We start from the raw sequence: 25839 nt of genomic DNA on the forward strand, positions 1-25839 counted from the left end.
CGGTCCGCGTGACCCGCCCTACCGGCCCCCTCCAATACCGGCAGGGCCGCCCTGGGCCCCGGCGCTTCCGCTCCGGGGGCCAGGGCGTTTCGCGTTATCGGCGCCTGGTCCCCGACGTGGCGCCGGACTGCGGTTCGGCGTTCTGGGCGCGACGGGGCGTGCGCCGGTCCAGGTGGGTGATGACATGGGCGTGGAAGCGGTCCACGACGTCGTCGACGCTGCGGATGAACCCGGTCTCGGCACTGCCGCGGCCGCTGCCCATGCTCCGGAACAGGGACAGGCGGAAGCCGGTGATCTGCGCACCGTCCTTCGGGAGGATGTCGGCCGGCTCGGGGCGCAGACGTTCCAGGGTTCCGCGCGGTCCCGCTCCGGGGCCGTCGACGAGGGCTTCGACGTGCAGGTCCGCCGGCGCCGCGGCGAGTTGGCGGATCAGGCGCTTGGCCCAGGTGAGCGGGTAGCCCTGCTCGGACGCCGGCACCTCGATCGACGAGCGCAGCTTTCCCGTGCGCAGATCCGCCGTGAGGGCGAGGGTCCCGGGTGTGCCCTCGATGCGGAGTTCGGCATGCAGCCGTCCCTGGGAACAGAGCCGGTCGGCCAGCGCGGCACGACGGGCATGAGGATCGGTGCCACGCCGGGCGCGCTGGACGGGCAGCACCTTCTGCCCGAGCTCACCGCCCAGACGCAGGCACACCTGCCGCACCAGCCGCTCCCAGTTCTCGACGACCTCGACGGCCCGCGGGTCCCCTTGGCACAGGGTCTCGTCGTCGATCCCGTTGCGTACGGGCACCCAGGCGGAGCCCATGTTCTGGAACCCGTGGCAGCCGGAGTTCTCGTGCTGGAGGTAGTGGAGCAGCTCCTGCAGCAGCCATGCGTGGGCGGCGTTGCCCACGCCCTCGTGGCGGATGAGCATCTGCGCCTGGTGCACCACTTCCGCCCACGACAGGTGCCACAGGGCGACCTTGTGTTTGCGCCGGCCGTCCAGCTTCACGTCGACCAGCGGGCGGCCTTCCAGCGCCACATCGTTGGACAGCGTGATCACGGCCTCGTAGCCGCGCCGGGCGGCGATGTCCATGTATGCCTGGACCTGATCCGCCTTGAGCGGGTGGCCGTTCGTCTTCGTCTCGATCAGCGCGGTCCACAGCTTGCCGGCGCGCTCCACGCGGACCACGCCGTCCGGGCGCCTGGGGGAGTCGCCGTGCGGCAGCGACACCTCGGTGAAGGTCTCCATCCGGCCGGCGGGCGCGCCGAAGGCGGCCGTGAGACGACGGCCGAACTCCGGGACCTGGGCCATGACCGACAACAGGACCGAGGTGGCGCGCATTTCGCGCTCCCGGTCGTTCCTGAGCGCGGAGACCGGGAAGAGGCGGGCCGCGCGCCAGGACTCGTTCTCGGCGAGCGACTGCTTCGCCGTCCTGGGAAGCGTGACCTTCTTCCGGGCGGTACGCGGTCGTGCGGCCGGTTTCCTCGCGGCCGGCGCGGCGTCCGAGGCGCTCCCGGACGCCCTGGGGGCGGGAATCGACTGCGGCTGCACCGCGGCGGACGGCGCCCGCGCGGCGGCCGTCTCCTGCGTCCGGTCCTGCCTCTGCTCCGGCTCCTCCGGCTGCTGTTCCCGGTCCGGCTCCCGCTCCTGCCCGGCCTCCTCGGCTGTCGTTTCCTCGGCGGCATCGTCCTCGATGTTGACGCCGAAGTCCGTCGCCAGACCGGCCAGGCCGGATGCGTACCCCTGGCCGACGGCTCGGAACTTCCACTCGCCGGAACGCCGGTAGAGCTCACCGAAGATGAACGCGCCGACCTCCCCGGCGTCCTCTGCGGAGAACTGGAGCAGGCTCTCGCCGGACGCATCGGCCAGCGTCAGACCCAGGTCGTCGAGATCCCCGAACCGGGCGCCGCCGTAACGGCTCGCGGCCACCACGGCCCGGTCGATGTCCGGTGCGATCGCCTCGAGGTCGAAACTGATGCGGTCCTCGTTGCCGTCGGCCGTCGGTGTCTTGCCGAGGAGTTGGACACTTCCGTTCTCCGCGACGGGGTTGTTGTAGAAGTAGAAGTCTGCGTCGCTGCGCACTTTTCCGTTTTCGTCCAGGAGGAGCACGGAGACATCCGCGTCGCCCTCACCGGTGGCGCTGCTCCACGCCAGGCTCAACACCACAGAGCCGGTGTGGTCACTCAGCGCCCGCAGGCTGACATTTGCCCCTTTGACCAACTTCCGCATGCGGCCCCCAGATGTACACAGACGCTCCGGCACGCACCCCGGCAGCCCCTCGCGTGACGTGTGCGGTGCGTCACACCTTCCCCTGCGGGGCACCTTAGCGGGCGAAACGGGTGAGAGGGGCACGTTCCGAAAGGTCGTGAGCATGACGGAGTGCCCGCGCATTCCGCGGTCGCCCCGCGCCCGACCAGCGGCCGCCTCGGCGCCGCCCCCGACGGGTCGTCCCAGCGGTCGCGTGCGGGCCATCCGGTGGGCGTCCAGTGTCGCATCGCCGGATTCCTCGGCGTATGTCCGGAACGGTGGGGTCCGTTGGTGAGGGATCTGCACGGAAGCGTTACACCATCTTCGCTTTGCCCGACGGGGGTGCGGTTAGCGTTACAGCCCGCTCGATCCCGCGTGCGAACTTGATCAGGTCGCCGGCGTCCTTGGCGGCGCAGTCAGCACAGAAAGATCGCAGATGGACTACTGCACCTCGTGCCGCCGCAACCTCAACGGGGCCCTCGTGTGCCCCGGATGCGGGGACTACGCGCCCGACATAGCGCCGCCCTCCCACCGCCGGGAGCGCGCGATGTCCGCTGCCGAGAAGTGGGAGGCATGGCGTGCGGAGGAGGACGCTGCGGGGTTCTCGCAGGGTGCTCGGCAGCATGCCGCCGCTCAGCCGGCCGGGGCGACGGCGTTCGGAGCCGGGGCGTTCGGGGCCTCGGCGTTCGGGAGCGGTGCGCCGGAGCCGGAGGGTGAGGTGCGGGCGGATGCCGCGGACGACGAGTCGTCCGAGGGTGCCGCCGGAGTCACCGGGGCCGCCGCCGGTACCGGGCAGGGCCGGGCGGCTCGGCGCCGGCAGTTGGCGCGGTGGAAGAAGCATCGGCGGCGGGCCGCGGCCGCTACGGCCTTTGCCCTGGTGGGCGGCGGTCTGACCGTCTCGCTGCTGCAGAACAAGCCGTCGAACGGCCATGCGCAGGCGGCCTCGTCGCCGGAGCCGGGGAGCGTGGGCACGCCCCGTACGGAGGCCGCCGCCTCCTCGTCGGAGCAGCCGGACGCCGAGGCGTCCCGGCACTCCCCGGCGCGTCCGCACAAGACGGACCACCGGCCGGACAGCGCCGCGGCCACGCCGCCCGCCGCCACGCCGGCGCCCCGGCAGCAGCCGCACCACGACGCCCCGGCGCAGCAGCACGTCTCCTCGGGCACGACGCAGCACAGCACAACGCCCGGCTCGTCCGGGCAGACGCACACCGGCCACACCGACGCCGCCACGCCGCCGGCGTCCGCCCCCGCTTCCGGCGGGCACGCGAACGACGGCTCGGGCATCACGGCGCCGTCGGACAGCGCGCCGGCCACGTCGCCCGCGCCGAGCGCCCCGACGACGCCGGCGGCCGAGCCGACCTCACCGTCGCATGTGTGCCTGCTGGGGCTGGTCTGCGTCGAGTGAGGGCCTAGGCCGCGGGCGGCCGCTCGCGGCCCGTCCCGACGAGCGGTCACGGACCCGTGGGCGCCCGGCTCATGCGGTGTCGGGTGTGCGCCGTGGCGCGGGCTGTGCCTGGGCTGAGGCCGGCGGTGCCGGGAGCGGGTGGCGCGGGCGGGTGCGGGACTTGAGCACCTGGGCGCCGATGGCGAGCGGGACGGCGAGGAGCAGGACGTAGAACACGCCGATCTTGCGGAGGTCGTCCAGGAAGAACCAGACCGCGGCCAGGGCGGTGAACCAGAACGCCACGAGGGCGAACCCGCCGGTCTCCTCGTCGCGGTAGCCGGCGATCAGGCACAGGGCGGCGACGATGCCCAGGACCAGGGCGATGACGACGTAGTGCGTCTCCCAGCCGACGTTGGCGCGGGCGAGCTCGGACCAGGTGGCGACGGCCTCCGCCACCGGGCCCCAGGCCACCGCGCAGGCGAGCCGCGCCGACCAGAGCAGGAGCACCGCGCCCGCCACGGCGGCGAGCAGCGCGACCCGGTTGAACTGGCCGGCCTCGATCATGTCGGTCCGGGATATCACCAGGGACAGGAAGCAGCCGAGCAGGGCGACCGCGCCCTCGGCCGTCGGGCGGAGGACCACCCGCGCCGGTTTCCGGCGGGGCGCTGCCGCGTCCCGGCCGCCGCTCGGGGTCGCGGGCGAGCTGCCCGGCACGGAAGAACCTCCCGGCACGGGCGAACCGAACCGCCCCGCCACGACCGGCCGCCCCGCTACGGGATCGGCCGTGCCCGGACCGGGTGTGGCGAGGTCGGGCGGGGCAGGGGCGGCATGGCGGGCCGGCGCCGGGTCGACGGTCGTAGGGGTCCGGACAAGGGGTGCCGGTGCGGCGGGGGCGCGGGAGGCCGCATCGAGCGCCCGGTGCATCTCGGACGCCTGGGTGAAGCGGTCCTCCCGGTCCTTGCGCAGCGCGCGGGCGATCACCGCGTCGACGGCGGGCGGCAGCTCCGGGCGGAGCTGGGAGGGGGGCACCGGTTCCGCGGCCAGGTGCTGGTGCATGACGGAGAACGGGGAGTCGCCGGTGTACGGGGGACGGCCGGTCAGCAGCTCGTAGAGCAGGCAGCCCACGGCGTAGAGGTCCGTGCGGTGGTCGGTCGCGGCGCCGTTGATCTGCTCCGGGGCCAGATAGGCGGGGGTGCCGACCGCCACGCCCGTGCCGGTCAGCCGGGTGGCCGCCTCGGTGAGCGCCTTGGCGATGCCGAAGTCGACGACCTTGACCTGGCCGGTGCCGGTGAGCATGACGTTCGCGGGCTTGATGTCGCGGTGCACGATGGCGTGCCCGTGGCTGTGCTCCAGGGCCTCCAGCACCTGGCCCGCGATGCCGACCGCCTGCGCGACCGGCAGTGCGCCGTCCTTGAGGACGTGGCCGAGGCTGCGGCCCGCGACGAACTCCATGACCAGATACGGCTCGGCTGCGCCGCCGTCGGCGTCCTCGCCCACGTCGTGGACGGTGGCCACCTTGGGGTGGTTGAGCGCGGCGGCGGCGCGCGCCTCCCGCTGGAAGCGGGTGAGGAACTCGGGCTGCAGCGCCAGCTCGGCGGAGAGGGTCTTCACGGCGACGGTGCGGCGCAACCGGTGGTCGACCGCCCGGTACACCGTGCCCATCCCGCCGTGCCCGAGCCGCTCCACCAGCTCGTACCGCCGGCCCAACATCCTGTGCTCCACCGGGTTCCTCCAGGGACCGTCGACGCCAACACGCACGCGGGAAGACGTACTGGAGTGCGAACGGGTTCCTCCACGAGCGGGCGGCGGGCGCGGCCGCGCTCGTGGCCGCGGTCGCGGCCGCCCCCGTGGCGGCCGCGACCGCCGTGTGCCGCGCGCCTCGTGACGGCTACGCCGCGTCCCAGGTGACGGGGAGCCGGTGCACCCCGTTGATGTTCATGCCGTCGCGCAGGGGCACGTCCTCCGGCGGGACCGCCAGCCGCAGCGTCGGGAAGCGGGTGAACAGCGCGGGGAAGGCGACCTGCATCTCGACACGGGCCAACTGCTGGCCCAGGCACTGGTGGATGCCGTGGCCGAACGCCAGATGCCCGGTGGCCCCGCGGCGCAGATCGAGGGTGTCGGGGTCGGGGAACCGTGCCGGGTCGCGGTCGGCTGCCTCCAGGGAGAGGGTCACCGTCTCGCCCGCCCTGATGAGGTGGCCCGCCACCTCGACGTCCTCCAGCGCGGTCCGTGCCCCGGTGTGGGCGATGGTCAGGTAGCGCAGCAGCTCCTCGACCGCCGGGGCGGCCAGGCCAGGATCGGCGCGCAGGGCGGCGAGCTGGCCTGGGTGGGACAGCAGCGCGAAGGCGCCGAGCGCGAGCATGTTGGCGGTGGTGTCGAGGCCGGCGGCGAGCAGGAAGCTCCCGATGCCGGCGAGTTCCTCGTCGGTCAGGTCGGTGGTCGTGAGGTCGCTGAGCAGGTCGTCGGTGGGGGCGGCGCGCTTGGCCGTCACCAGCGCGGCCAGGGTGTCCTGCAGCGCGGTCATGGCGGCGACCACCTCCTCCTGGGTGGCGCTGCGGGTCATCAGCGTCGCCGTATGACGCTGGAAGACCTCCTGGCCGGCGTGCGGGACACCGAGGAGTTCACAGATCATCAGCGCCGGCAGGGGCTTGGCGTACGCCTCCACCAGGTCCAGCGTCGGACCCCGGCGCTCCATGGCGTCCAGGTGTCCGTCGGTGATCTCCTCGAAGCGGGTGGTGAGCGCGCGCATCCGGCGGACGGTGAACTTGCCCATGAGCAGCCGTCGGTAGCGGGTGTGCTCGGGTGCGTCGAGCCCGGTGAGGTCACCGACCGGGGCCGGGGGCAGGGGGCCGGCGGGGCCGCCCTCGAACGGGTTGTGCAGGAGCTCGTAGCGGGAGCTGAAGCGGGGGTCGGCGTGTATCGCGCGGACCGCGGAGTAGCCGGTGGCCAGCCAGCCCAGGTGCCCGTCGGGGTAGCGCATCCGGGCGAGCGGCCGCTGGGTGCGCAGCCGGGCCAGCTCGGCGGGCGGGTCGAAGGGGCAGCCCGCGGTACGGGCCGTCGGGAGCGTGACGGGGGCGGGGTCGGGGTCAGCGGCGGGGATTTGGCCGTGGGCGCGGGAAGGGGTCGGCGGTTCGGGATGCATGGGTGTCCTCCAATACGGAGTGCGGAGTGCGAGGCACGGGGTGCGAGACGCGAGATGCGGGACGCGAGATGCGCAGGCGGCGGACCGGGCGGGCGGCGGCGCGCCGGGCGGGCGGCGGCGGCCCGTGGAACGTGGCGCGCCCGTGGCCCGTGGGCCGCGCGCCGGTCAGCGCGTGGCGCCGCGGCGGAAGGCCGCGCGGGCCCACAGGTAGCCCGCCAGGGAGAGACCGACGCCCCACGCCACGGCGATGAGTCCGTTGTTGCCGATCTCGGTGCCCAGCAGGAGGCCGCGGAGCGTCTCGTTGACGGGGGTGAAGGGCTGGTACTCGGCGAACCAGCGCAGGCCGGCCGGCATGGAGTCGGGGGTGACGACGGCGCTGCCGAGGAAGGGCAGGAAGGTGAGCGGCATGGGGGCGTTGCTGGCGGACTCGACGGTCTTGGCCACCATGCCCATCGCGGCCGCCAGCCAGGTGAGGGCGAAGGCGAGCAGGGTGAGGAGGCCGAGGGCGGCGAGCCACCCGGCAAGAGTGGCGTGCGGCCGGAAACCCACCGCCAGCGCGACGGCGACGACCAGGACCAGGCTGACCATGGTCTGGATGACGCTGCCGACCACATGACCCGTCAGCACGGAGGCACGGGAGATCGCCATGGTGCGGAAGCGGTTGATGATGCCTTCGGTCATGTCGAGGGAGACGGACACGGCCGTCGAGATGGCGCCGGAGGTCACGGCCATCAGGATGATGCCCGGGGTGACGTAGTCGACGTAGGCGCCGCGGTCGTTCGCCGCGCCCGGCAGGCCGATGCCGTTGCCGAGCGCGCCGCCGAAGACGAAGACGAAGAGCAGCAGCATCACGATCGGCATGGCGACGACCTGAAGCGTCAGGGACGGGTAGCGACGGGCGCGCGTGAGGTTGCGGCGCAGCATCGTCATCGAGTCGCGCAGGGCGTGGGCGTGCGTGCTCATCGGGCGTTCTCCTGGAGGGAGTTGACCGCGGCGCCGGACTGCGGGGTCCGGCCCGTCAGGGTGAGGAAGACCTCGTCGAGGCCGGGGGTGTGCACGGTGAGCGCCTCGGCCCGGACCGATGCGCGGTCGAGGGTGTCGAGGACGGCGCGCAGCGCCGGGATGCCGCTGTCGCCGGGGATGTCCAGGGTGAGCGCGTCGTCGTCGCGCGCGGCGGAGGGGAAGAGGGCGGCGGCCGCGGCGAGTTCGCTCGGGCCGGCGAGCCGGAGGCGGAGGTGGCCGCCGGGGATCTGCCGCTTCAGCTCGTCCGCGGTGCCCTCGGCGACCAGCTTGCCGTGGTCCAGGACGGCGATGCGGTCGGCGAGTTGGTCGGCCTCCTCCAGGTACTGCGTCGTCAGGAAGACGGTGACGCCGTCGTCGGCGACCAGGCTGCGGATGATCTCCCACATGGTGCGCCGGCTGCGCGGGTCGAGGCCGGTGGTCGGCTCGTCGAGGAAGATCAGGCGCGGCCGGCCGACCAGCGTCATCGCGAGGTCGAGCTTGCGCCGCATGCCGCCGGAGAAGGTGGCGACGGGCCGGGCGGCGGCCTCGGTCAGCTCGAAGCGGTCCAGGAGCGCGCCGGCGCGCCGGCGGCCCTCGCGGCGGTCCAGGTGGTGCAGGTCCGCCATCAGGAGCAGGTTCTCCCGGGCGTCGAGCAGGTTGTCCACCGCGGAGAACTGGCCGGTGACGCCGATGGCGGCGCGTACGGCGCCGGCCTCGCGGAGCAGGTCGTGGCCCGCGACCCGGGCCCGTCCGGCGCTCGCGGGGATCAGGGTGGAGAGGATCTGGACGGTGGTGGTCTTGCCGGCGCCGTTGGGCCCGAGCAGGGCGAAGACCGTGCCCTGGGGGATGTGCAGGTCGATGCCGTCGAGCACGGCCTTGTCGCCGTAGGACTTGGCCAACCCCTCCGCGGTGACGGCCTCGGGGCGGGGGCGGACCGGAGCGTTGATCATGATCATGACACTTCCTGTCTCGAAGAGGGGCGGTGGCCGGCCGGGAGCGGCCGGCGGCCCGTGGTCAGGCGCGGTGGATCACGATGTCGCCGAGGCTGGTGTGGGCGCGCACCTCGACGGTCTCGGCGGCGTCACCGGGGCCGTCGGACGGGCCGAGGGCGTTGTGCACGCTGCCGACGCCGGTGGCCACGTCGAGCCACGCGGCGGTGGACTCACGGATGCCGACCTCCAGGTCGCCGGCCGCGGCCCGCAGCACGACCCGGCCGCGGGCCACTTCACCGATCCGGATGGCGCCGTTGGCGGACTTGGCCTCGACCCCGGCGTGGGCGACGCCGACGGAGATCAGGCCGTTGGACGCGCTCGCCCGCAGCGCGCCGGTGACCTCGCCGATCGTGGTCGCGCCGTTGCCGTTCTTGACCACCGCGGCCCCCGCGATCTCACCGGCCTCGATCCGGCCGGCGGCGACGAGTTCGGCGTCCCCGGCCGACCGGGCCAGCCGGATGTCGCCGTAGTCGGTCCGCAGGTTCACGGCCTGCGCCTCGTCGACCTGGAGGTCGCCGAGCGAGGTCTTGAGCCGGCACTCGCCGAGGGGGCCCGCGCAGGTGAAGTCCGCCATGGGCGAGGTGCCCAGGACGTCCGAGCCGGCCGGCAGCTCGATGGTGATGTCGAGCGAGCCGCACTTGCCGAAGAGGGAGCGCTTCTTGGGGCCCTTGACCACCAGCCTGCCGCCGGAGCAGGTGACCTTGGTCTGCTGGGCGGCCCGTACGTCGACGTCCGCGGTGGCGTCGGCCGGGCGCACCTCGACGACCGTGTCGGTGCGCTTGCCCGCGGTGATCCGGGCGGTGCCGAGGTCGAATTCGAGGGTGACGCTGATCGGTTCGGGGGTGTCAAAAGCAGGCATGGCTGTCCCGTCCTCATGGCTGTGGAGTCCTCCCCGCCGGTGGGGCGGGTGAGGTGAAGAGTGGTGCGGTGTGCCGGGCGCGCGGCCGGGGCCGGCCACCTGACGACCGGGGCGGGGCCCGGCGGCCGGGGCGGAGCCCGGACTGCCGGGGGCCCGGCTGCCCGGGCAGGCGCCTAGCGGACCCAGCCGGTGTACCCCTGCCGGCCCCCATGGCGGCTGCGGCCGGCGGGGCGGGGGCCCTCACCCGGTTCCAGGGCGCCGGCGACGGCCCGTACCAGCCAGGCGTTGACCGACAGGCCCTCCTGGCCCGCGGCGTCCTCGACCCGGGCCTTGAGCGGGGCCGGCAGGCGGAAGTTGATCCGGGCGGTGCCGCCCTCGTCGCCGTCCACGGGAGCGGCGGGCGCCGGCGCCCGCGGGCCGGCCGGTGCGCCCTCGGGCGGCCCGGTCTCCCCGTACGACTCCGGGGCCGGCGACGGTGTCACCACGAACTCGGGGTCGAGGCCGCGCAGCCGGACGTCGACCGAGCCCGGTGCCAGCTCGCGGGTGACCTCGGCCATGGCGGAGGACAGGGCGTTGAGCAGGGTCAGCCGGGCGGCCGATTCCAGGGGCGCGGTGAGCCGTTCGGCCAGGGCGCGGGCTTCCTCCCCGCCCGCGTCGGCGGCGACCGCGAGCTCGTTCCGGAGGGTGTCGACGTACGGCGTGAGGTCCATGTCCGTCATAGTGGCACCATCATGGCGCCACCGCAAGCTCATATGGCGCCACCTAGGCGCCGCGTGCTGCCACGGTGGCGGTATGCGTCGTCTAGGTGGCGCCATCCGGGTGCGGCCGGCGGTCGGCCGCCGGCACCCGCTCCGGCCTCCGGCCGCCCCGGCCGCCCCGGCCCCCGGGCCTTCCCGAAGTGCTCCCCGAGGTGCTCCCCGGGTGGCTCCCCGCGCGCTCGCCCGCCGTGGGCAGCAGCAGTGTGACGAGGGTGAGCGCGGCGCAGGCGGGATAGCCCCAGCCGAGCGCGGCGAGGTACCAGGGGCGGCCGAACCGCCAGATGTCCGGCTGGGCCAGCGCCAGCCAGTGGACGAGGTGCCCGCCCAGGACGAGGCCCCACGCGGTCAGTGCCGCGGTCCGGCCCCGGGTGCGGTGCGGGGCGTGGGCCAGCCACAGGACGGCGGCGACGGCCCAGACCCAGTGGTGGCACCAGGAGATGGGGCTGACCAGGAGGCCGAGGACCTGCACGGCGAGCAGCGCGCCGAGCGGATCGGCGCGGCGGACGGTGCGCGCCACGGCCGCCAGCGCCAGCAGCACGGCCGGGATCGCGCAGGCCCACCACACGGCGGACCAGCCGGCGTCGTGGCCGAGGGTGCGCGACAGCGCCCCGCGCAGCGACTGGTTGAGCACCGAGCCGACCGGCCCCACCCGGGCCGCGTCGCCGACCGCGTGCAGCCAGAAGTCGGCCGCGGCCCGGGGCGCCGCCCACCAGCCGGCCGCGACGGTGGCGGCGCCGGCCGCGGCCGACCAGCCCGCCGCCGCCCAGCGCCGGTGCGCCAGGAAGTAGACGCCGGTGACGGCCGGGACCAGCTTCACGCCGGCGGCGAGGCCGACCCCGAGCCCGGCCGCCGCCGAGCGCCGCCCGACCGCGTACGCGACGCCCGCTGCCAGCAGCAGGTTGATCTGCCCGAGCGCGAGGGTGACGGCCACCGGCTCGGTCCACAGCAGGGCGGCGCTCCACAGCAGGACGCGCCGGCGGTGCCGGGCGGCCGGCGCGTCCGGGTCGGCCATCCGCAGGCAGCAGTGGACCAGGACGCAGAGCGCCAGGATCGAGGCCGCGGTCCAGGCGGCGCTCACCGGCGGCCACGGCATCCAGGAGAGCGGGAGGAACAGCAGCGCGGCGAAGGGCGGATAGGTGAACGGCAGCGGGAAGAGGTCGGGCCCCGGCAGGTCCAGGCGGAAGGCGTACAGGTCGCCGCCGAGCAGGTGCGGGGCCGCGCTCCGGTAGACCCGCAGATCCACCATGCCCGGCTGCAGGCAGGCCGGGATCCAGGTGAGCAGCAGCATCGCCGCGGCGGCGACGAGCAGCACCGTGCCCGGACGGCGGGCCAGCAGGCGGCGCGCCCCCTCGATGCGGCGCCGGCCCGGCCGCGTCCCCGGCGGACCGGCGGGCGGCGGGCCGGCGGCCGGGGCGCGCAGCGCGGGGCTCACGCTCCGCGGCCCGGTTCCGCACCGGCGCACTCGTCCCGGGGGTGCCCGGGACGGGGCGTGGCGGGCAGCTCGTAGACGGTGACGGCGAACGGGCGGAAGGAGTCCGGTTCCACATGCTCGATCACGCGGTGGAGCCCGGCGACGGCCTCGAAGTACGCACAGAACCTGCGGGACTCCGGCCAGGGGTGCACCAGGACCAGCAGCCCGCCGGGGGCCACGGCCCGGGTCAGATGGGCGCAGGCCCGCCGCAGGTGCTGCGGCCGGCCCAGGTAGTAGAGCAGCTCCGCGCAGAAGACGAGGTCGAACCGCTCCTGCGGCGGCGCGGTGAGGATGTTGAGCCGGGTGAACCGGGGCGCGGGGGTGCGCCCTTGCACGGGGGTGCGGGCGCGGGCGAGCGCGCGCTCCGAGATGTCCACCCCGGTGATGTCGGCCTGCGGAAACGCCGCCGCGAGGCGGTGGGTGAAGGTGCCCTCGCTGCAACCGACGTCCAGGATCCGCCGGTAGGGGCGCCGGGGCAGCAGCCGCAGGGTCGTCGCGTACTTGAACTGCTCGTAGTCGTCCACGGCCAGCCCCCACGGGTCGGGCCGCCGGTGCCACCAGTCGAAGTACCAGTGCAGGACCCGCCCCTGGCCGCGGAGGCCGATGAGGGAGAGCGCGGCGAAGAGGGCGCGGTGCGCGCGGTCGAGGAGGCGGTGCATGAGAACCTTCCGGGCCGTTGCGGTGGCCATGCTTCCGGGAGGCCGCCGGACGTATGCGGGATGACGGGGCGTCAGCGGGTGACGTCGTCGTAGGCGTGGGCGAACGCTTCGGTGACCACGGGCCAGGTGCAGTGCACCGGCTCGGTCTCCCAGTTGTGTGCGGCCAGGCTGCGCCGGGCCCCGGGGGTGCGGGCCAGCCAGAGCACCTCGTCGGCCAGGGCGAAGGCCGAGTGGCCGCACAGCGCGCCCTCGCGGTTGTGCCGTACGAAGTCGGCGACGCCGGTGTGCGCCCGGGCGAGGACCGGCAGTCCGCTGGTGCGCGCCTCCAGGGCGGCGATCCCGAAGGACTCCCGCCGGCAGGGGTTGACGAACAGGTCCGCCCCGGCCAGCAGCTCCCGCACCTCCCCGGGCTGCAGCCGGCCCGCGAGGCGGATCCAGCTGTCCATCCCGTTGCGGCGCAGATAGCGCTGTATCGGGCGCACGCTCGGCCCGGCACCGGCGAACGTGGCGCGCAGCGCGGTGCCCCCGCGGGACATCCGGGCATGGGCGGAGTGCAGCGCCGCCAGCAGCTCCATGGGTTCCTTGCGCGGCACGAGCCGGCCGACGGCGACGACGTGCACCCGGCCGTCCTGGCGCTCGACCGCGCGCTTCGGGCTGCGCCACCACGCGGCGTCGATGCCGTTGGGGATGACGCGCGGGCGGACGTCCGGCAGGGCCTGCCGGATCAGCCGGGCGGCCGAGGTGCTCACGGTCGTCACGGCCACCGGAGCGGTGGGCCCGTGCCCGGTCCGGCTCAACAGCCGGTAGAGGGCGCGCACCACCGGGTCCCACATGCTGTGGACGGTGGCCACGGCGGGGATGCCCCGCCGCCGGGCGCAGGCCAGCGCGGCCCAGGCGAACGGGGAGGCCGCACCCAGGTGGACGTGCACCACCCGTGGGTGACGCTCCGTCAACAGCCGGTCGATGGCGTGTCCCGCCCTGGGGTGAACGGGCAGTTGCCCGGGCAGCCGCGCGCTGATCCTGTGCACGGGGTACGGCCATGCGGCCGCCGCCCCCGGGGCGGCGGGTGTCGCGGTGACGACCTCGGCGGCCTGGCCCGCCCGGTGCTGCGCGGCAGCCAGGGCGGCGACCTGGATCTCGATACCTCCCGTCCGCGGAGCAAAGCAGTCTGAAATGTGAAGGATCATGGCTGCACTTCCGACATGGGGCGTGAAGTTCCCCAGTATGGGGTGGTAAAGCATGGTTCGTGAGACATACGTGCTTGTTCTTTCATGCGCATCCGGACGACGAGGCGCTGCTGACCGCCGGGACCATGGCGCGCCTGGCCGGCCAGGGACACCGCGTGGTGCTCGTGCTGGCCACGTCGGGCGAGCGCGGCCTGGCCCCCGATGCCCTGCGCGAGCGCGGCCTGGGCGCGGTGCGCCGCGCCGAGGCGCACGCCTCCGCCCGGATCCTGGGCTGCTCCCGGGTCGCCTTCCTCGGCTACGCCGACTCCGGGCACGAGCCCGCCCCGGCCCCCGCCCGCGCCGGCGCCGAGCCGTTCGCCGCGGCGGACGTCGACGAGGCGGCCGCCCGCCTGGCGGCCCTGCTCACCGAAGAGCGCGCCGACCTGCTGACCGTCTACGACCCGGCGGGCGGCTACGGGCACCCCGATCACGTACAGGTCCACCGGGTCGGCTACCGCGCCGCCCGCATGGCGGGCACCCCGGTGGTGCTGGAGGCCACCGTCGACCGCACCCTGCTGCTGCGCGGACTGCGCGCCGCCTCCTGGGTCCACCGCTTCCCGCCGCAGTTCGACCGGGACTCCTTCCGGCAGGCGTACGGCGCACGCGCCGAGATCACCCACCGGGTACCGGTCAAACGCCACTGGCGGGCCAAGCGCGCCAGCATGTCCGCGCACCTCAGCCAGGCCCGCGGCGGCGACTCCGAACGCACCCTGGCCGCCCTGGGCCGGCTGCCCGGACCGGCCTTCCGCCAGGTGCTGGGGACCGAGTGGTACATCCAGCGCGGGCTGCCCGCCGGGCCCGTCCTGCGCGATCCGCTCGCCACCCTGCCGGGCGCCGGGGCGGCGGCGCGCGGCCGATGACACCGCGCACCGTGCGGCTGCCGAAGTCCGCCCTGCGGCTGCTGGGCCTGCTCTCCTCCGCGGCCGGCCTGGTCCTGCTGGCCCTGGCCCTGCCGCGGGCGGCCGGCACGGACTGGGCCGCCGTCCGCACCCAGCTCGGGCACGTCGGCGGCCCGCAGGTGGCGCTGCTGTGCGCCCTGGCGGCCGCCGCGCTGTGGAGCTACACCTACGTCCTCAGCGCCGCACTCCCCGGACTGACGCTTCGTCAGGCGCTGCTGGTGAACTGCACCGGCAGCGCGGTGAGCAATCTGCTGCCGCTCGGCGGCGGTGCGGGCGTCGCGGTCACCTACGCCATGACGCGCCGCTGGGGGCATCCGCCGGGGGCCGTCGCCGTGTGCGTCGCGCTCACCGGGGTGTGCAACGTGGCCGCCCGGCTGGTGCTGTCGGCGGTGGGCGCACTGCTGCTGGCGGGCAGCCCCGTCCCGGGCATCGGCTGGGCGGCGGCCGCGGGCGGCGTGGTCCTCGCACTGCCCGTGGCGCTCGCGGCCGGGTGGCCTGCCCTGCGCCACCGCCGACGGGCACCCGGCACCCGCCGGCCGACGGCCCCGGCCGGCCCGCTGCGGCACACCGCCCGGCGGGCCCGGCAGCTCGCGGTGCGGCTGCGCGACGAGAGCCGGGACGTCGTCCGCCGTTCCTGGGTACGGCTGGTGTGCGGCATGACCGCCACCCTGGCGGCACAGGGCGCCCTGTTCCTGGCCTGTCTGCAGGCGGCGGGCGCCGGGACGGGCCCGGGAGAGGCACTGGCGGTGTTCGCGGCCAGCCGGCTGCTGACCCAGATCGCGGTGACCCCCGGCGGCATCGGCGTGACCGAGTGCGCCGCCGCGCTCGCGCTGGTCGCCCTCGGGGGCGCGCCCGCCGCCGTGGCCTCCGCCATGCTGCTGTTCGCCACGTTCACGCATCTGCTGGAGATCCCGCTCGGCGCGCTCACCGGGGCGCTCTGGCTGCTGCGCGCGGGACGACGGCGTCCGGCACCGGCCCCGGCCGCTCCCTAGCCGCCCACCGCAGCACCGCCGCCAGCGCCACCGCTCCCCCGGCGGCGGCCGCCAGCCCGCTCGCCCAGGTGGGCCCCTGCCCCGAGGGCATCACCGCCAGCGTCAGCGCCACCACCGCCGCCTTGGCGCCGCCCCCCGCCAGCCGCCGCCAGGACACCGCCGCCAGCGGCACCAGCGCCCACAGCGCGTACCAGGGCTGCGCCACCGGAGCGGCGGCGACCAGCACCAGCAGCGCCGTCCCCGTCGCCCGCTCGGCGCCGGCGCGCGGGGCGCACCGCACCCAGTAGCCCACCGCGCCCAGCCCCACCAGCAGCCCGGCCAGCCGCGCCGCGGTCATCGCCCCGGCCGCCGTGCCCCACCCCAGCCCCTGCGCGAGCCACCCCAGCAGATGGCCCGCGTCCGTGCTCAGGGACAGCAGGGTGTGCACCGCGGCGGGTGTGCGCAGGGTCCACAGCCACCCCCAGCCCTGGCCGCAGAGGAACACCCCCGCCACCAGCGCGGCGGCGGCCAGCGCGGCGATGCCCGCCGCCCGCCGTACCCGCCGCCCGGCACCGTCGCGCCCCGCCACGGACACCGCCGCCGCGCACAGCAGGGCCACCGCGGCGGGCGCCTTCACGAGCACCGCCGCGGTCAGCACGACGGTCCCCACGGCCCAGCGCCCCCGCCGGAACGCCAGCAGACCGGCCGTCAGCAGCCCGAGCATCAGCGCTTCGTTGTGCGCCCCGCCGACCAGGTGCAGCAGCACCAGCGGGCTGAGCGCACCGGCCCACAGCGCACCGGCCGCGCCCGAGTCCGACGCGGCCGCCAGCCGCCGCAGGGCCCACACCATGAGCACCAGCCCGGCCACCGCCACCAGCCGCAGGCCCAGGGCCCCGGCCACCACGTGCTGCTCCCCGGTGACCGCCACCACGGCCCGCGCCGCGGCGACGGACAGCGGGCCGTACGGGGCCGGGGTGTCGTGCCACATCCCGGGCACATTGGCGGCGAGCGGGCCGCCCAGCGCCGCCGGGCCCAGCGCGTACACATCGCGCCCGCGGCCCGCCAGCGCGCCCTGGGCGAGGTAGCTGTAGGCGTCGCTGCTGCCCAGCAACGGGCCCGGCAGCAGCGGCAGCACCCAGCACCACAGCGCCGTGCGCAGCGGCCGCCACCCGCCGGCCGTCCCGTCCGCGACGCGGGTGCCCAGCCGCCACCACGCGGCGATCAGCAGCACCAGCCCCGCGTACGACACGGCGACGCCCGCGCACCGCAGCACCTCGCCGGGCCGTCCCCACAGACCGTCGGGCACGCCGTGCGGCAGTGCCCCCGACCCCCATCCGCCGACGCCCAGCAGCACGGATCCCAGCGTGCCCAGGAGCACCTCGCCCCGGACGGTGACCCCTGCCGCGCTCATCCGGCCAACCTAGACGCGGGGGCGGCCCGTACGGCGCACGCGGCCGGACATGTCGCCCGTCCGCGTGTGCCGTGCGGGGCCCGTTCACCGGCGCCGGGTCAGTCGGTGCAGCGCACGTCCCGCCGCGGGCGGTGGCCCGTCGTCAGGAAGGCGGTGACCGCCCGGTCGCCGCAGGCGGTGCCGTTGGCCAGGTAGGCCCCGTGGCCACCGTGCTCCAGGGTGACCAGGCGGGCCCGGCCGCCCAGCGCCTGACGCATCTTCAGGGCGCCGGTGTACGGGGTGGCCGGGTCCCGGCGGTTCTGGAGCATCAGGATGTTGGACGGGCCCTGGTCGGTGATCCGCGCGGGCCGCTCCGCCGGCGCCTCCTTCCAGAAGGAACAGGGCGTGAGGTTCGCCGGCATCCCGGCCGTGAGCGGGTGCCGTACGCGGTCGGCGGCCACCGCGCGCCGGTGGGCGGGGACCGACGCCGGCCAGCGCACGTCGTTGCAGAGGGTGACCAGCACGGCCGCGGCGCTCTCGTCGGGCAGGGGCCCGGCGAGGGCACCGGGCAGCACCGGCGTCGCGTCCGGGTCCTGGGCCTGGCGGACCAGCCGGGCGAACCCGGGGAAGGAGGCGTCGCTGTACAGGGCGTCCAGCAGGGCCTGGCGCAGCAGGTTGCCGGTCAGCGGGACGCCCTTCGTGGCGGACTCCTTCGGCGTCCGGTCGAGCTCCGCCGCCAGCGCGAGGACCAATGGCCGTACGTCCTCGGGGCGTTCGGCCAGCCGCAGCCCCTCGTCCTTCCGGGCCGGGTCGGCGGCCCAGGCCGCGAAGTCGGGGAACCGGTCTTCCGTGCCCACCGCCAGGTTCGCCAGCCAGCCCCGCTCCACCCGGGACGGGTCGGGGTCGCCGGAGCTGTCCAGCACCCAGCGGTCGGTGTGCCGCGGGTACTTCTGCGCGTACACCGCCCCGACGTACGCCCCGTACGAGGCCGCCCAGGCCGACAGTTTCTCCTCGCCCAGGGCCCGGCGGAGGCGGTCGATGTCGCGCGCCTCGTTCGCGCTGGACAGGCTGCGCAGCACGGCACCGCCGTGACGGGCGCAGGCGGCGGCGATCCGCCGGGCCCGGGCGGCGTTCTCCGTGATGCCGCCGTCCGGCGCGGGCCACGACCGCAGGGCCACCAGGTGCCGGTCGTCCGCGGCGAGCGCACAGCCCGCCGCCGAACTGCCGCCGGTGCCCCGCGGATCGAAGGTGACGAGGTCGTAGGCACCGGCCAGCTCCTTGCCCAGCGCCGCCCCCTTCGCCGTCAGCCGCGGCACCCCGGAGCCGCCCGGCCCGCCGGGGATCATCAGCAGCGTGCCCCGCCGCGCCGCGGGCCGGTCGCTGCGCACCCGGGACACGGCGAGGGTGAGCTGCGGGCCATTGGGGTCGCGGTAGTCGAGCGGTACGGGCAGCCGCGCGCACTCCTGCCGGGGAAGACCGGGAGCGGCGCACGGCCCCCAGGAGAGGGCGGGCACCGTCGTGCCGGGAGCCTGGGCGCGGGCCGTCGGGGCGAGGGCGGCCAGGGTGGCGGCGACGGCCGCGGCGGAGAGGGTGAGCGCCAGGGCGCGATGCGGGTAAGTCGTCATGGGCCAAGGCTTGTTGAGTGGCCGGCCGCTGCCCATCCGGCTGCCGGTAGCACCGCGGTGGGGTTCTCCCGAGGACCCGCCGGTGGCGCCCCTCGCCGGGCGGTCGCGCTCCCCGGAGGTGAGCGGGTCACTCCCCGATGGTGAGCAGGGCCAGCGTGATGTTGTCGGGACCGCCCGCCTCGATGGCGGACTTCCACAGCTCGAAGGCCGCCCGGCCGCCGCTGTGGCGCCGCAGCAGGTCGGCGACCTCGTCCTCGGGGACGGGGTCGGTCAGCCCGTCGGTGCACACCAGGTAGCGGTCGCCCGCCGCGAGCGGCGCGGTGGTGAGGTGCGGGGTGACGGCACTGAACTCCGGGGCGCCGCCCAGCGCCTGGGTGACGAGGGAGGTGGTGCGCCGCCCCGGCGGGAGCGGCGGGCTGTCGTCCACGCTCACCCGGCGCAGGTCCTCCCCGGCCCCCTCGAACACCCGGCTGTCGCCGACGTTGAACACCACCACGGACTTCTCCCGTACGACCGCGCCGGCGACGGTGGTGCCCATGGTGGTCAGCTCCGGGTCCCGCTCGGCGGCCGCGTACACCGCCCGGTTGCAGAGCTCGACGACGTCGTGGACCGCGTCGTCGGTCTCCAGCGACGGGCCGAGCGCGGCCAGGTGCCGGACGACCAGCGCGCTGGCCACCTCCCCGGCCGGCTGCCCGCCGATGCCGTCGGCGACCGCGACGACCAGCGGGGTGCCGACCGGGAACACCAGGGTCTGCGGGTTCTCGGTCACCGTGCCGCAGAGCGTCCAGGGGCCGGCCACCAGGCTGTCCTCGTTGTGCTCGCGGATCAGCCCGGTGTGGCTCAGTGCGGTCACGGTGACGTAGGGCATCTCCCGCTCCGGTGCTCCGCTGCGGCAGGCCCCGCGGTCCCCCGTGGCGTGCCGTACCCCCATTGTGGCCACCGGCCGGCCCCGCGCGCCCGCCGACGACACCGCCGCCGGCGGCGCGGGCCGGTCAGCCGGTCCCCCGGCCGCTCAGGGTGGTGCGCCGCATCAGCCGGGCGATGTCCTTCCCGGTGACGATCCCCACCAGGTGCCCCGCGTCCACGACGAGGAGCCGCGCGCCGGTACGCAGGTTGATCCGCTCCAGGGCCTCGCTCAGCAGGTCGTCCGGAGCGGCCGTCGCGCACTGGGACAGCGGGACGGCCGCCTCGCGCACCCGCACCGTCTCCCGGCTCGGCCCCGGCACCGCCGCGAGCCGGCTGAGCTGCACGATGCCGCTGGGGCGGCCCTCGAAGTCCAGCAGCGGCAGCGCGGAGTGGCGGGCGTGCACGGCCACCTCGTCGATGAAGCGGCCGACGGTCAGCCAGTCGGCGCCGGTCACCACCGGGCTCGACATGGCATCGGCGACCCGGATCCCGCGCAGCGCGGTGTGCACGGCGGCGCGGCGCCGCTCCGCCCCGGCGACGATCAGGACGAACAGGCCGATGAAGACGATCCACAGCCCGCCCGGTCCCCCGCGGAGCACCGAGATCCAGCCGGCGGCCACCAGCAGCAGCCCCATGATCTGGCCGCCCCGGGACGCCGCCAGATCCGCCCGGTCGCGGTCCCCGGTGCGCCACCACAGCACCGCCTGCAGCACCCGCCCGCCGTCCAGCGGCACCGCGGGCAGCAGGTTGAACACGCCCAGGAACAGGTTCGCCCAGCCCAGCCATGCCAGGACGACGGAGGGCACCGCCCAACCGGACAGCCCGTGCAGCCCGAACCCGGCCCCGAGCGCGACACCCCCGATGACCAGGCTGGTCAGCGGCCCGCTGACGGCCACGGCGAAAGCGGCCGCCGCGGACTGCGGCCGCCCCATGCGGGTCGTGCCGCCCAGCGCCCACAGCGTCACGTCCTGGACCGAGATCTTCTTGCGCAGCGCGGTCGCGGCATGTGCCGTCTCGTGCAGCAGCAGGCTGCCCATGAGCAGCGCCGCCCCGACGACACCGGCGAGCGCGTAGACCCCGTCCGAGCGGCCCGGCGTCCAGACCGGAAGGCCCTGATGGCCGAGCCCGTACGCGAACAGGCCCACCAGCAGCGGCACGCTCCAGTGCATGCGCAGCGGCACCCCGACCACCTGTCCGACACGGACCGAGCCGTTCATCGTCGTCTCCTGCCGGCCCGGCGCCCGGCCCGCGGGCGGGCCCTGGCGGCCCGCACTCCGTGCTCCGGCGCCCACCACAATTGTCGCTCGCCCGGACCGCACCGGCGGTACGGAAGGCCCGCCCGCGGTCCCGGTGGCACGCTGGGGGTACGGACCGAACCGCCGGAGGTGCGCCATGGGACACAGCCACCACTTCCACCTGGACCAGGGGGATCACTCGATCACGGTGAACGTCGGGCCCGGGTGGTCCGGGGAGATCGAGCTGCTGGTCGACGGCAAGGTGGTCGCGTACCGGAAGCACCACAGCCCCGGCATGAACGTGCTCACCGGCGAACTCCCCGAGGAGCCCGCCCACCCCTTCCGCGTCCTGCTGCGCCAGCCGCACCTGGTCCCCTCCATGCCCCGCTGCACGCTGGAGCTGGACGGTGTGGAGCAGCCGATGCCGGAACGGCTGGTGCTCTAGTCCCCGGTCGGGCCCGGCCCGTCGGCATGCCCCGTACGCCCCGGCGCCGCCCCGGACACCCTCGCGAATTGTTGGGCCACCCGACTGATTATCGCCGACGAGCGTTTTGCTCCCCGCGGGTTGAACGACGATGCGGGCCGCCACCGGCAGCACGATACGTCTGGCATCAGAAGGACGAATCGGCGAGGAGCGACGTGAGAAAAATCGTGAAGGCGGGAAGTGTCGTCGGGGCGTGCGGGCTGGTGCTGTTCGGCGGCGGGGTGGCCGGTGCGCAGAGCATCCCGGGCGAGTCGCTGCTCGCGGCCGCTGTGGGCGCCGACCTCGGCACCGTGACCGGCATGGTCTCCGGAGTGGTCTGCAACAACCGCCTGGCCGACTTCAACTACAAGTCCCCGGTGGTCAAGTCGCCGCACCCCTGCATCAACGGCCCGGTCCACAGCGGCAACAGCCTCAACAGCGGCAACTTCCTCAACCACGGGAACCCGAACAACAGCGGCAACATCGCCAACACCAACGGGTCGACCAACAGCGCGAACTCCGCCACCGGCGCCCAGTCGGCCAGCAACAACAGCATCCAGCGCATCCTCGGAGGCTTCCTGCACTGACCGGACCCTGACCCCCCATACGGCTCCGGCCACGACCGGAGCCGTCCGGCGATCGCCCGGCGGACCATCCGCCGGGCGATCGCCGTGTCCGGACGCGGCGGCCCGGGAAGACGGAAGCCGCCGCACACGCCTCCGGCCCCGGACGAGCCGGGGCCGGAGGGTCGGATCAGCGTCGGATCACAGGATCTGCCGGCCGCCGCGGCCGATGTGCTGGATGTCGTTGCTGGTCTTGTTCTCGGCTCCGGTGGTGCCGCCGGCGTCGTCGTTGGTGTTGCCGTTGACGTTGGTCGGGCTACCGCTGTTGCTGTTGTTGCCGGACAGATGGACGTTCTGCGAGTTCGAGACGTTGCCGCTGTTCAGCGGGCCGTTGATGCAGATCCTCGCCCGGTTGCGGCAGCTGAAGCCGGCGTGGAAGCTCGCCACGGTGTCGCTGTTCCACACCCCGTCGAGGCCGTACGGTCCCCCGTCCCATGCCTGGGCGGGCGACGCCGCCCCGGCCGCCAGGAGCAGGCCGCAAGCTCCTGCGATCACCAAATTGACGCGTGCCATGTTCTTCACTGTGTGCTCCTGCACCTCGCGGTTGGGTACCCCGCGGTCTTGCTACCGGGCGTCGCCCCTTCCACCAAGCCTGAGCAACGGCCCGTCCCGCTCATTCACCCTGAACGATCAGTGGATTCACCGTGACGGCTCTCTCCGCCGGCGTCGTGACGGTCCCCGCCCGCGGTGTGCGCCCGCCGCCCGCGAAGGCGGCGTTGCTCCTCACCCCCGCAGCCGCAGCCGCTGTCCCGGATAGATGTGGTCGGGGCCCTGGTCGAGGTGGTGTTTGTTGCGGACGTAGAGGCCCTTGGTGCCGCCCGGGGCGTGGGTGCGGTGGGCGATGGCGGAGAGGCAGTCGCCGGGCCGGACGACATAGCTGCGCGCCTTGGAGCCGGCGGGCGTGGTGCGGGCGCGCGGGGCGGAGTCCCCGGCGGCCGCCGGCGCCTGCCGGGCCTCGGGGGCGGAGCTGCCCGCGGAGCCGTTCGTGGCCGTCCGGGCGCAGTTGGGCCAGGCGGACAGGCCGCGGTCGCGGGCGATGCGCTCGCCGACGGCGATCTGCTCGGCGCGGGTGGCGAGGTCGGCGCGCGGGGCGTAGCGGCTTCCCCCGTAGGCGCGCCAGGTGGCGGGGTCGATCTGCAGGCCCCCGTGGTAGCCGTTGCCGGTGTTGATGTGCCAGCGGCCGCTGCTCTCGCAGGCGGCGATGCGCTCCCAGTCGGGGCCGGGCGAGTCCGCGGACGGGACGGTGTCCGCGGCGTTCGGGCCGGCCGCCGCGGCGCTCGGGCCGGTGAGGGAGGCCAGGCCCACGACGCCGAGGAGGACCAGCAGCACGGACAGGAGTGGTTCGACGGACCGTTTGGCGAGGGGCGACGGCATGACGGGAATCCTCCGCGGTGCTCCGGCAACGCCGTGACGGAGTACTCGCCACGACCGGTGGGCACGCACCAACTAACCCGGCAATATGGTTTTCCGTGGCCCCGGGGAGCGCGACATGCGCGAGTTTCACCCGGGTGGGCGCAGCGCCGGATCCCCGCCTCTCAGGGACCGTCGGCCCGTGATTGCGCCGCACATTTCCGCGCCGCCGCCCCGCGTCAAGGTCCGAATTCCGGCCAGCCGCGGCAATTCCGGTCCGGTGCCCCCGCCGCCCCTGTGGGAACGGGCATTTACCTGACCGAATAGGCGAATGAGGGGGTGAGGGCGAGGGGTTCCGGGACGGCGACGGCGAACTCGTAGGAGGAGGAGAAGGAGAAGTTCCGCACGTAAACGGGGACTTCGGTGCCGTACGGTCCGGGGACGGTGACCGTTCCGCGGTCGGCGGGGAATCCGGCCTCGATGCGTTCCGGCGCGATGGACAGGCCGCGGCCGACGGCCTGCAGCGCGGCGTCCTTGCGGACCCAGAAGCGGGTGATGAGGCGCTCGCGCTCGGCGGACGGACGGCCCGCCGCGGTGCGCGCTTCCTGGGCCGTCAGCACCTCGCAGGGGGTGTGCGGCGGGGACGTGGGGCGGACCGACTCCACCGAGAATCCCATCCGGCGGGCGTCGTCGCCGCAGGCCACGACCAACAGGCCACGGGTGCCGTACAGCTCCCAGTGGGGGGCGGCGGCCATCGCGGCGCTCACCCGGTCGGGGAGCCGGGCCAGCAGCCAGCTGCGGCACGCGCCGTCGAGCGTCGCCCTGGAGTGGCCGTTGAGGCCCAGGCAGCCGTCGGGGGACAGGGCCGTTCCCGCGCCGCGGGACGGGGTGGATCCCATGGGGACGACGAAGATCGGAACGGGGGTGGACAGGACGTCCGGGTGGTCGTGAGCGGGGCTGGGTGCGGCGGCGAGCGGTGCCGGGCGGGCCCGGCCGGGGCGGGACAACTGGCCGGGAACACCCAGGTCGAGGGGCTCCGGACAGAGTTCGAGAAGAGCGGCGTTCGTTTCCACGTACTTTCCGTCCTCCACAGGTGAGCGGTACCAAGGCCGCACTGGGTGAGTGGCGGCCTGTCATGCAGTGGATCTCTCCCCCTTTTTCGCCTACATCGATCGATACAGACAGCCCAAGGTTTGCAGATCCTCCGGAAGCTTCGGGTCATCCCTCCTGCTGATGTACGGCTACATACTTCGATGTACGAGAGCCCTCCCCAAATTCGGGCGCCAGGGCCAGGAGAACGGGCAACGCACCGAAGTACTGTCCTCATGTGTGGTTACGTCTTTTCCCAAGTACGCACGCGCGCCGCCGCCCCGTCCCGCTCCGTGACCTCAGATTGGCAGTGGGTTTCTTCGCCGGCTGTCTGATTCTGTATGTCGTGGGCGGCTCCCAGGTGATGGGGGGCGATATCCCCGTTTGGCAGGCCGTCCTGCCGGTCCTCGTGCTGTGCACCGCGACCGCCCTGCGCAGCGTGGCCCCGCCGGCCGCGGTCGCCGTCGGGACCCTCACCGTGACCGTGGAGACCACGTCCAGCGGCGGTCTGGGCCCCGTCCTGATCTACACCGACCTGCTCTACGCCGCCGCGCTGTACGGCGCCCCCTGGCTGTGCCGGCTGCTGCAGGTCGGGACCGTCACGGCCACCCTCGCCACCACCGTCGTCCTCGTCCTCACCGGCGACCGGTCGGAGGGAGTCACGACCGGTGTCATCGTCGCGCTGCTGCTCATCTCCCCGGTGTGGACCGGGGTGTTGATACGGAACCACAAGGAGCGGGCGGACACCGAACGGCAGCGCGCCGCGCAGATCAACCGGCTGGCGGAGCTGGACCGCAAGACCGTGCTGCAGACCGAGCGCACCCGGATGGCCCGTGAACTGCACGATCTGGTGGCCAACCACCTCAGCGCCATCGCCATCCACTCCAGCGCCGTGCTCTCCCTGACCGAGTCGAAGGGGTCCGGGGAGGGCGCCGCCGAGGACCCGGTGCTGCGGGCGCTCGCCGTGATCCGTGAGAACAGCGTGCAGGGGCTGGCCGAAATGCGGCGCATGGTGGTGCTGCTGCGGTCCGACCGGGGGGTGGACGACGACTGGGACCGGCCCCAGCTGAACGCCCTGGGGGCGCTCGTCGAGCAGGCCAGGCCGGCGGCCGACGCGGCGGCGCTGACCTTGCACACCGAGTTCCCCGAGAGCTTCCCCGAGGTGTCGTCGGTGATCGAGGTGACGGCGTACCGCATCGTGCAGGAGGCGCTGACCAACGTCCTCAAGCACGCCTCGTCGGGGCGGGTGCGGATCCGCTGCGAGGCGGGCGCCGAGCAGTTGACCATCTCGGTCGACAGCCCCCTGACCCTCCCCGACGGCCGGGCCCGGCACCGCCCCGTGGAACAGCTGACCACCGGAGCGGGCGCCGGGCTCACCGGGATGTCCGAGCGGGCCGCGCTCGTCGGCGGCATCTTCGACGCGGGGCCCGACCGCACCGCCCCCGGACGCTGGCGGGTGCGGGCCGTGCTCCCGCTGACGCAGAACTCCTAGGCCGTTTCCAGAGATTCCGACGAGAAAGGTGGCGCAGCCAGTGGAGGAGCTAGTGGACGAGCTGGTGGCGGGCGAG

23 protein-coding genes are annotated in these 25839 nt (G+C 74.8%); 6 read left to right on the forward strand and 17 right to left on the reverse strand.

Annotated features, from left to right (window positions below; translation table 11 throughout):
• Positions 1-94 precede the first annotated feature (94 nt).
• Positions 95-2209 (reverse strand): TerD family protein, encoded by a 2115-nt coding sequence (locus AB0411_RS08090; RefSeq protein ID WP_366416431.1) that lies wholly within the window; start codon positions 2207-2209, stop codon positions 95-97.
• 454 nt (positions 2210-2663) lie between these two features.
• Between AB0411_RS08090 and AB0411_RS08095 the strand changes: the two genes are divergently transcribed.
• A complete protein-coding gene (locus AB0411_RS08095) occupies positions 2664-3632 on the forward strand; it encodes an SCO2400 family protein (RefSeq protein WP_366416432.1) in 969 nt (322 codons plus the stop codon).
• A gap of 69 nt (positions 3633-3701) precedes the next feature.
• On the opposite strand, the gene AB0411_RS08100 is transcribed toward AB0411_RS08095, so the two are convergent.
• From AB0411_RS08100 to AB0411_RS08140, 9 genes are all read right to left on the reverse strand, one after another.
• Positions 3702-5321 (reverse strand): protein kinase domain-containing protein, encoded by a 1620-nt coding sequence (locus tag AB0411_RS08100; RefSeq protein WP_366416433.1) that lies wholly within the window; start codon positions 5319-5321, stop codon positions 3702-3704.
• A gap of 178 nt (positions 5322-5499) precedes the next feature.
• A complete protein-coding gene (locus tag AB0411_RS08105; RefSeq protein ID WP_366416434.1) occupies positions 5500-6753 on the reverse strand; it encodes a cytochrome P450 in 1254 nt (417 codons plus the stop codon).
• Between the two features lie 165 nt (positions 6754-6918).
• Positions 6919-7716, reverse strand: coding sequence for an ABC transporter permease (locus AB0411_RS08110; RefSeq protein WP_366416435.1), 798 nt, complete (start codon positions 7714-7716; stop codon positions 6919-6921).
• Entirely contained in the window at positions 7713-8711 is a 999-nt protein-coding gene (locus tag AB0411_RS08115) for an ATP-binding cassette domain-containing protein (RefSeq protein ID WP_366416436.1), read from the reverse strand. The genes AB0411_RS08110 and AB0411_RS08115 overlap by 4 nt, the downstream gene beginning before the upstream one ends.
• A 58-nt stretch (positions 8712-8769) precedes the next feature.
• A complete protein-coding gene (locus AB0411_RS08120) occupies positions 8770-9606 on the reverse strand; it encodes a DUF4097 family beta strand repeat-containing protein (protein WP_366416437.1) in 837 nt (278 codons plus the stop codon).
• 173 nt (positions 9607-9779) lie between these two features.
• Positions 9780-10316 (reverse strand): hypothetical protein, encoded by a 537-nt coding sequence (locus AB0411_RS08125; RefSeq protein ID WP_366416920.1) that lies wholly within the window; start codon positions 10314-10316, stop codon positions 9780-9782.
• A gap of 91 nt (positions 10317-10407) precedes the next feature.
• Positions 10408-11796: a glycosyltransferase 87 family protein gene (locus tag AB0411_RS08130; protein ID WP_366416439.1), complete on the reverse strand. Its 1389-nt coding sequence runs from the start codon at positions 11794-11796 to the stop codon at positions 10408-10410.
• Positions 11793-12524, reverse strand: a complete 732-nt coding sequence (locus tag AB0411_RS08135; RefSeq protein ID WP_366416440.1) for a class I SAM-dependent methyltransferase — start codon at positions 12522-12524, stop codon at positions 11793-11795. Before AB0411_RS08135 ends, AB0411_RS08130 begins: the two co-directional genes overlap by 4 nt.
• 41 nt (positions 12525-12565) lie before the next feature.
• The gene (locus AB0411_RS08140; protein ID WP_366416441.1) at positions 12566-13681 is read right to left on the reverse strand and encodes a glycosyltransferase family 4 protein; all 1116 of its coding nucleotides are present in this window, start codon (positions 13679-13681) and stop codon (positions 12566-12568) included.
• Positions 13682-13755: 74 nt separating this feature from the next.
• On the opposite strand from AB0411_RS08140, the gene AB0411_RS08145 reads away from it, so the two are divergent.
• Together AB0411_RS08145 and AB0411_RS08150 are read left to right on the forward strand one after the other, a co-directional pair.
• Positions 13756-14580 carry a PIG-L deacetylase family protein gene (locus AB0411_RS08145; RefSeq protein WP_366416442.1) on the forward strand — a complete coding sequence of 275 codons (825 nt, stop codon included), beginning with the start codon at positions 13756-13758 and terminating at the stop codon, positions 14578-14580.
• Positions 14577-15611: a lysylphosphatidylglycerol synthase transmembrane domain-containing protein gene (locus AB0411_RS08150; RefSeq protein WP_366416443.1), complete on the forward strand. Its 1035-nt coding sequence runs from the start codon at positions 14577-14579 to the stop codon at positions 15609-15611. Before AB0411_RS08145 ends, AB0411_RS08150 begins: the two co-directional genes overlap by 4 nt.
• Here the strand turns inward: AB0411_RS08150 and mptB are convergent.
• The 4 genes from mptB to AB0411_RS08170 all read right to left on the reverse strand — a co-directional run bounded on the left by mptB (position 15544) and on the right by AB0411_RS08170 (position 20728).
• Positions 15544-17001: a polyprenol phosphomannose-dependent alpha 1,6 mannosyltransferase MptB gene (gene mptB / locus AB0411_RS08155; RefSeq protein ID WP_366416444.1), complete on the reverse strand. Its 1458-nt coding sequence runs from the start codon at positions 16999-17001 to the stop codon at positions 15544-15546. The two genes, AB0411_RS08150 and mptB, sit on opposite strands and share 68 nt — an antisense overlap.
• Positions 17002-17099: 98 nt before the next feature.
• Entirely contained in the window at positions 17100-18605 is a 1506-nt protein-coding gene (locus AB0411_RS08160; RefSeq protein WP_366416445.1) for an alpha/beta hydrolase, read from the reverse strand.
• 127 nt (positions 18606-18732) lie between these two features.
• Positions 18733-19473 carry a PP2C family protein-serine/threonine phosphatase gene (locus tag AB0411_RS08165; RefSeq protein WP_366416446.1) on the reverse strand — a complete coding sequence of 247 codons (741 nt, stop codon included), beginning with the start codon at positions 19471-19473 and terminating at the stop codon, positions 18733-18735.
• 124 nt (positions 19474-19597) lie between these two features.
• A complete protein-coding gene (locus AB0411_RS08170; protein WP_366416447.1) occupies positions 19598-20728 on the reverse strand; it encodes a site-2 protease family protein in 1131 nt (376 codons plus the stop codon).
• A 175-nt stretch (positions 20729-20903) separates the two neighbouring features.
• Between AB0411_RS08170 and AB0411_RS08175 the strand changes: the two genes are divergently transcribed.
• Together AB0411_RS08175 and AB0411_RS08180 are read left to right on the forward strand one after the other, a co-directional pair.
• Positions 20904-21191 carry a hypothetical protein gene (locus AB0411_RS08175; RefSeq protein WP_366416448.1) on the forward strand — a complete coding sequence of 96 codons (288 nt, stop codon included), beginning with the start codon at positions 20904-20906 and terminating at the stop codon, positions 21189-21191.
• A gap of 206 nt (positions 21192-21397) precedes the next feature.
• Positions 21398-21796: a hypothetical protein gene (locus AB0411_RS08180; RefSeq protein ID WP_403146136.1), complete on the forward strand. Its 399-nt coding sequence runs from the start codon at positions 21398-21400 to the stop codon at positions 21794-21796.
• A gap of 177 nt (positions 21797-21973) precedes the next feature.
• Here AB0411_RS08180 and AB0411_RS08185 read toward each other — a convergent pair whose 3' ends face one another.
• From AB0411_RS08185 to AB0411_RS08195, 3 genes are all read right to left on the reverse strand, one after another.
• Positions 21974-22345 (reverse strand): hypothetical protein, encoded by a 372-nt coding sequence (locus AB0411_RS08185; protein WP_313772086.1) that lies wholly within the window; start codon positions 22343-22345, stop codon positions 21974-21976.
• A 210-nt stretch (positions 22346-22555) separates the two neighbouring features.
• Positions 22556-23206: a transglycosylase family protein gene (locus tag AB0411_RS08190; protein ID WP_366416450.1), complete on the reverse strand. Its 651-nt coding sequence runs from the start codon at positions 23204-23206 to the stop codon at positions 22556-22558.
• A 287-nt stretch (positions 23207-23493) separates the two neighbouring features.
• On the reverse strand, positions 23494-24255 hold the full coding sequence (locus AB0411_RS08195) for a hypothetical protein (protein WP_366416451.1): 762 nt from the start codon (positions 24253-24255) through the stop codon (positions 23494-23496).
• 362 nt (positions 24256-24617) lie between these two features.
• Between AB0411_RS08195 and AB0411_RS08200 the strand changes: the two genes are divergently transcribed.
• Complete coding sequence (locus AB0411_RS08200; RefSeq protein ID WP_366416452.1) at positions 24618-25763, forward strand: sensor histidine kinase; 1146 nt, start codon at positions 24618-24620, stop codon at positions 25761-25763.
• Positions 25764-25839 lie beyond the last annotated feature (76 nt).

The sequence above is a fragment of the Streptomyces angustmyceticus genome (genome assembly GCF_040701845.1).
GTDB classification, from domain to species: domain Bacteria; phylum Actinomycetota; class Actinomycetes; order Streptomycetales; family Streptomycetaceae; genus Streptomyces; species Streptomyces angustmyceticus_A.

Coding starts and splice junctions, on each gene's coding strand:
- AB0411_RS08090 (WP_366416431.1), bottom strand. CDS start 2,209: ATGCGGAAGTTGGTCAAAGGGGCAAATGTCAGCCTGCGGGCGCTGAGT.
- AB0411_RS08095 (WP_366416432.1), top strand. CDS start 2,664: ATGGACTACTGCACCTCGTGCCGCCGCAACCTCAACGGGGCCCTCGTG.
- AB0411_RS08100 (WP_366416433.1), bottom strand. CDS start 5,321: ATGTTGGGCCGGCGGTACGAGCTGGTGGAGCGGCTCGGGCACGGCGGG.
- AB0411_RS08105 (WP_366416434.1), bottom strand. CDS start 6,753: ATGCATCCCGAACCGCCGACCCCTTCCCGCGCCCACGGCCAAATCCCC.
- AB0411_RS08110 (WP_366416435.1), bottom strand. CDS start 7,716: ATGAGCACGCACGCCCACGCCCTGCGCGACTCGATGACGATGCTGCGC.
- AB0411_RS08115 (WP_366416436.1), bottom strand. CDS start 8,711: ATGATCATGATCAACGCTCCGGTCCGCCCCCGCCCCGAGGCCGTCACC.
- AB0411_RS08120 (WP_366416437.1), bottom strand. CDS start 9,606: ATGCCTGCTTTTGACACCCCCGAACCGATCAGCGTCACCCTCGAATTC.
- AB0411_RS08125 (WP_366416920.1), bottom strand. CDS start 10,316: ATGGACCTCACGCCGTACGTCGACACCCTCCGGAACGAGCTCGCGGTC.
- AB0411_RS08135 (WP_366416440.1), bottom strand. CDS start 12,524: ATGGCCACCGCAACGGCCCGGAAGGTTCTCATGCACCGCCTCCTCGAC.
- AB0411_RS08140 (WP_366416441.1), bottom strand. CDS start 13,681: ATGATCCTTCACATTTCAGACTGCTTTGCTCCGCGGACGGGAGGTATC.
- AB0411_RS08150 (WP_366416443.1), top strand. CDS start 14,577: ATGACACCGCGCACCGTGCGGCTGCCGAAGTCCGCCCTGCGGCTGCTG.
- mptB (WP_366416444.1), bottom strand. CDS start 17,001: ATGAGCGCGGCAGGGGTCACCGTCCGGGGCGAGGTGCTCCTGGGCACG.
- AB0411_RS08160 (WP_366416445.1), bottom strand. CDS start 18,605: ATGACGACTTACCCGCATCGCGCCCTGGCGCTCACCCTCTCCGCCGCG.
- AB0411_RS08165 (WP_366416446.1), bottom strand. CDS start 19,473: ATGCCCTACGTCACCGTGACCGCACTGAGCCACACCGGGCTGATCCGC.
- AB0411_RS08170 (WP_366416447.1), bottom strand. CDS start 20,728: ATGAACGGCTCGGTCCGTGTCGGACAGGTGGTCGGGGTGCCGCTGCGC.
- AB0411_RS08175 (WP_366416448.1), top strand. CDS start 20,904: ATGGGACACAGCCACCACTTCCACCTGGACCAGGGGGATCACTCGATC.
- AB0411_RS08185 (WP_313772086.1), bottom strand. CDS start 22,345: ATGGCACGCGTCAATTTGGTGATCGCAGGAGCTTGCGGCCTGCTCCTG.
- AB0411_RS08190 (WP_366416450.1), bottom strand. CDS start 23,206: ATGCCGTCGCCCCTCGCCAAACGGTCCGTCGAACCACTCCTGTCCGTG.